6 protein-coding genes are annotated in these 4,686 nt (G+C 58.3%); 2 read left to right on the top strand and 4 right to left on the bottom strand.

Annotated elements, in window-relative coordinates; all coding sequences use genetic code 11:
* A partial coding sequence (locus tag NW819_RS06955) for a NusA N-terminal domain-containing protein (RefSeq protein WP_414413304.1) occupies positions 1-893 on the bottom strand: 893 nt, incomplete at its 3' end.
* 135 nt (positions 894-1,028) lie between these two features.
* Positions 1,029-1,499 (bottom strand): ribosome maturation factor RimP, encoded by a 471-nt coding sequence (gene rimP / locus NW819_RS06950; protein WP_414381586.1) that lies wholly within the window; start codon positions 1,497-1,499, stop codon positions 1,029-1,031.
* Positions 1,500-1,800: 301 nt separating this feature from the next.
* On the opposite strand from rimP, the gene NW819_RS06945 reads away from it, so the two are divergent.
* A complete protein-coding gene (locus tag NW819_RS06945) occupies positions 1,801-2,316 on the top strand; it encodes a TIGR02652 family protein (protein WP_011433824.1) in 516 nt (171 codons plus the stop codon).
* A 42-nt stretch (positions 2,317-2,358) separates the two neighbouring features.
* On the opposite strand, the gene NW819_RS06940 is transcribed toward NW819_RS06945, so the two are convergent.
* Complete coding sequence (locus NW819_RS06940) at positions 2,359-3,006, bottom strand: class I SAM-dependent methyltransferase (protein WP_414413303.1); 648 nt, start codon at positions 3,004-3,006, stop codon at positions 2,359-2,361.
* A 36-nt stretch (positions 3,007-3,042) separates the two neighbouring features.
* Positions 3,043-3,906: an arginase family protein gene (locus tag NW819_RS06935; RefSeq protein ID WP_414406603.1), complete on the bottom strand. Its 864-nt coding sequence runs from the start codon at positions 3,904-3,906 to the stop codon at positions 3,043-3,045.
* 234 nt (positions 3,907-4,140) lie between these two features.
* Here NW819_RS06935 and NW819_RS06930 point away from each other — a divergent pair, with 234 nt between their 5' ends.
* Entirely contained in the window at positions 4,141-4,575 is a 435-nt protein-coding gene (locus tag NW819_RS06930) for a photosystem I reaction center subunit II PsaD (protein ID WP_414342164.1), read from the top strand.
* The last annotated feature ends 111 nt before the right edge of the window (positions 4,576-4,686 follow it).

Below are 4,686 nucleotides of genomic sequence, written 5' to 3'. Positions count from 1 at the left end.
TTGCGCAGCTCTGCTACCACCGCCTGAATCCGGGATCCCCTCGCGCCAATACAGGCCCCCACTGGATCCACGTCCCGCTCCACCGTATCGACCGCAATCTTGGTACGTGGCCCCACATTTCGGGAAGGGGGGTTGGCCTCCCGCGCCACTGCCACAATCCGCACGATATCCTCTTCAATTTCTGGCACCTCGTTGGCAAACAGGTTCACCACCAAGCCAGCATCGGCCCGGGAAACCAAAAGCTGTGGCCCCCGCCGGGATCCCTCATAGACTTTCTTGAGATAGACCTTCATCACCGCGTTGGGAGTGTAGCGATCGCTGGCCAGCTGTTCCTTCTTGGGCAGTTCTGCTTCCACCTCAGGTTGTCCGAAACCGCTGGATACCGACATGATCACCGTCTGCCGCTCGGTGCGCAGCACCCGTGCCTGCAGTACGGTTTTTTCCAGATCGCGGAACTCTTCCTGAATCAGACGGCGCTGCTGATCCCGTAACTTTTGCGCCAGCACCTGCTTGGTTTGGATGGCCGCCATGCGGCCAAATTCCGCCTGTTGTGGGGTGACATCATCTGTGACTTCCCAGCCTACTTCGGCTTCTGGGTAATCCTGCTGCACGTCGTACAGAGAGATCTCGTGATCCGGATCCTGTACCTGCTCAACGATGGCTTTGGTGGCCAAAACGCGAAAGCCTCCTGCCTCCACATCCAACTCCACATCGAAATTGCGGAAGTGGTCTTCTGCAAAGACCACATCTCGCTGGATGGTTTTGCGGTAGCGTTCGTAGCCCTTGAGCAGCGCCTCTCGCAGGGCATCGGTGACCACATGGCGGGGCAAGTTGCGCTCCCGCGAGATCATCTCCACCATTTCCGCCAAACCCGGCAGAGGCACCATCGCCATAACCACTGTCCTCCTGCACAAACTTCGTGAAACTTGCTGTTGCTATTGCTCCACAGCGGGAACTGAACCCGCATCTCTGATGCGAAGGGAGGGCCGCACCACCTGCGGTCAAACGCTCTCTCTATCTCCGGTCTCCTAGTCAGTTTCCGATGAGAGGGCAACCCGCTGCACCGAAGCGCGGGGCAACTGAACTCGCCGCCCCTTGAGGGATAAGGCAACCCTCTCCTCATCCCGACCCAGCAGGTGTCCTGACCAAACGGCTTTGCCCTTGTAGGGTGGATCCAAGGTCACCTCCACCGCAAACCCTTTGAAAACCACAAAGTCGCGATCGCTGGTGAGAAGGTTGCTAATGCCAGGGCTGGACACCTCCAACACGTACTGGCCGGGGATCAGATCCACCCGATCCAGCTCGACTTCCAAGGCTTGGCTCATGGCTTCGCAATCGGCATGGCTGGTTTCTCGGTCGGGATCCAGTGGACGAATATCCACCCGCAGAACTGGCGGATGCTGGTTGGTGTGGAAAACCATCTGCACCAACTGGTATCCCAGTTGAGCGGCCACGGGACGGGCCAAGCTCTCCAACTGCGGAATAAGAGGGTGAACCATAACCTACTCGTCACCAACCCGGTGCTGCAGCCAGATCCAAACCCCTTGGAGCCGGAGCCGGCAAAGGGGACAGTAAGCCCCCTCAAAAAGCAAAGAAGTGGGCTTCACCCACTCCCCGTTGTCATCGTGGAGATCGCTCAGGGCTTGCCCAGAGTCGATGCAGACTCTTGGTGCATTCCCCTCGTTACTACTTTAGAAGATCTCCCCCGGTTTTGTCATGGGGATCCCCAAAAGCCAACATCTATAATGTGGACAACTGCGGATTTGCCCAGATATCCAGCCGCGTTTTGTGGGGTTTCCTATGACTGTTGCCTTTTCCTACCCGATCTTCGGCCCCAGCATTCAGTGCCCCCACTGTCGGCAAACGATTGCGGCCCTCACCCTGACCGATACCTACCTCTGCCCTCGCCATGGTGCATTTGAGGCGGATGCTGAACAAGAGGAGCTGGTACACCTGCAATCCGGACGGCGCTGGCGCTTTTGGGAAGGTCGCTGGTTTCGTCAGCACACCCACGCCGATGGGATCCGTTTTGAGATTCATGAAGAATTGGATCGGCTGCGCATGCAAGGAATGCGAGCCACTCAGGTGATCGTGGCCGAGCGCTACCGCCAGCTGCTCACCCCTTATCTGGAGCAGGGATCCCACCGTCGTCCTGGCCCACCTCGCCTCTATGGCTTGCCCGTCAGCTTCAGCTCCCAAATCCCAGAGGATAGGGGTGGATCCCCTCAGCGCTGGCGGGTGATCAACTTTGAGCTGACCTACGAGATCGACCCGGCCATGCGGCAGCCGCAATCCCGTCTGCAACTGTGTGATTAGAAAGGCGAACAGGTAGAGAGCCATTGAAGAATCGGTGGCTGCTCAAGCCCCCTGGGATCCGCAGCTTCCTTCCGGGTCAGGGAGTGCTATGCCTTGATAGGTGTAGCCAATGAATCTCGGCTGGTCAGGCATATAAAACCGCTCCAGTTGCTCAAACCGAAACCCCGCTCCCTGGATCAACCGAGCCATATCTCGGTTTAGGTTGCAGCCATCTGCGATTACCTTTTGTATAGGGTTAAGACAATTTTGCCATCTTTGCACCTGGGGATCCTCACTGAGGCCGTGTTCGAGAAAAAACAGCTTGCCCCCCGCTCGCAACACCCGCCGGATTTCCCCTAAAGCCTTGGCCACATTGGGAATGCTGCACAATGTCCAGGTGCTGACCACGCTATCAAAACTCTGGCTTGGAAAAGGCAGTTTCTGGGCATCCGCCACCTGCCAATCAACGGCGATGGGAGAAGATGCAATGCGCCGACGAGCCAGGGATCCCATGCCGGGATTGGGATCTACCCCTGTGATCTTTCGAATGTGCTCTGGGTAGCAGGATAGGTTGAGGCCGGTGCCAAAACCAATCTCCAGAACGGATCCCTGCACATGAGCCAGAAGCTGCCGCCGATAGCGCTCCATCCCTTCCCCCGAGAGAGCTAAATCCAACAGCCGCGGGAAGATTATTCGGCGATAGAGGTTCATTCGACCATCCCAAATGAATGTTCAGACCTGAGCAGCTTAAACAGTCTGGACAGGTTGCGGTTGAGCGGTCACCTTCAGGGAGTGGAGGGCATAGCAGGCCAGCAACCAATTGAGCAGGCGGGCCACCACGCGAGCAGTTTGCCGTGTTGCGGATCCCACCGCCACCCCTCCCAGCGAAAGGCCAACCACAGGACGAGCAGCAAAGATGGCCTCACAGGTCTGCAACAGTTGCGGCCAACTCACCCCCCCTGGCTCTGGGTGATGCACCGCGGGCGCCAAGGAAGGATCCAGCACACTGCAGTCCACCACCAAAAACACCGGTTGATCCGGCAAAGAGGCCACCACCTGCTGGGGATCCCAGCCATCTTGGGCCCAGAATATTGGGCTGTGGTGGGCTTTCAGCCATGCGTAGGCCCGCGCACTGCCGCTGCGCAATCCCACATGGATCACCGGCAGCTTGTGCTGATAGAGCAACTCCACCCAGGCAGCACTGCCATAGCTTGTATCTTGATCCGGCTGGGTCATCTCTGGGGGCGGCATCAGGTTGGCATGAGCGCTGCAATGCACCACACTCAGAGTTGGGTAGTGCTTCCAGAGGGCACGAATGGCCCCCCAACTGGCGGCCAAGACCGAAGGCAACAGCACCGGCCATTGTTGTCGTCTCCAAGCTTGAGTCACCGCCGCCTCACACATGCCGTAGGGAGGCTCATCCACCAGCCCCGGCAACTGCGCCACCGCCAGCTTATCCACATCGATCCCCAACCTCGGCTCGAAGGCACACAGCTCCGAACCGGCATTGAGAATGGCCATCGGAGCCTGAGTATCGTGGCCAAAGGCGGTGGGAATGAGAATGACCCTAGCGTTGGATTGCGAGCTGGGATGGAGGGACCACTGGGCCATGGGCGCTGTTCCTTTTCCAGAAAGCTGTGGGTCTCCGGCTTGTTCTATGGTGGCCTACAGGGCGCCCAGGGATCCGTCCGAGAGCAAGCCGGTCTGCTACGAAAGATTACAGTTCCCAGGCGGAACTGGGGCCAAAAATCGAGTCAGTGGTAGATTCAAAGTGCTTCGCGCCGCAAACCGCGGTTTGGACAAGGCAAACCACCGCAAACCACAACGAGTTGAGAAAGGTAGACTATGGCTGTGATGGAAGGCGATCCTCGTCAGGGAGCAAAGCTGCCTCTATTTGGGGGATCCACCGGGGGGCTGTTGAGCGCAGCCGAAACCGAAGAAAAATACGTCATCACCTGGACGGGCAAGCCGGGGCAGGTGTTTGAAATGCCCACCGGCGGCGCTGCCGAAATGGTGGAAGGCAAAAACTTTCTCACCTTTGCCCGCAAAGAGCAGTGTTTGGCGCTGGGTGCCCAGTTGAGATCCGACTACAAGATCAACGACTACCAGATCTTCCGCATTCCCGCGGGGGGGGAGCCTGTGTTGGTGCATCCCAAAGACGGCGTCTTTCCCGAGAAGGTCAACGAAGGCCGCGAGCCCATCGGCAAAGTGGATCGCAACATCGGCAAAAACAAGGAGCCGATTACCTACAAGTTCACCGGCGGGAAACCCTGGGACTAAGTCCAGCGGCCCTTGTCTTGTCGGATCCCCTGGTCAATTCAGGGGATCTTTATTTGTTCGCGGGCACCTGGTTCTGGAGCGGTTGCCGACGGCCCTCACCCCCAGCCCCTC

This window comes from Synechococcus sp. R8-2, assembly GCF_047461715.1.
Classification (GTDB): Bacteria; Cyanobacteriota; Cyanobacteriia; order Thermostichales; family Thermostichaceae; genus Thermostichus.
The sequence above is the reverse complement of the archived record's forward strand: the minus strand, read 5'-3'. Positions and strand labels throughout refer to the sequence as shown.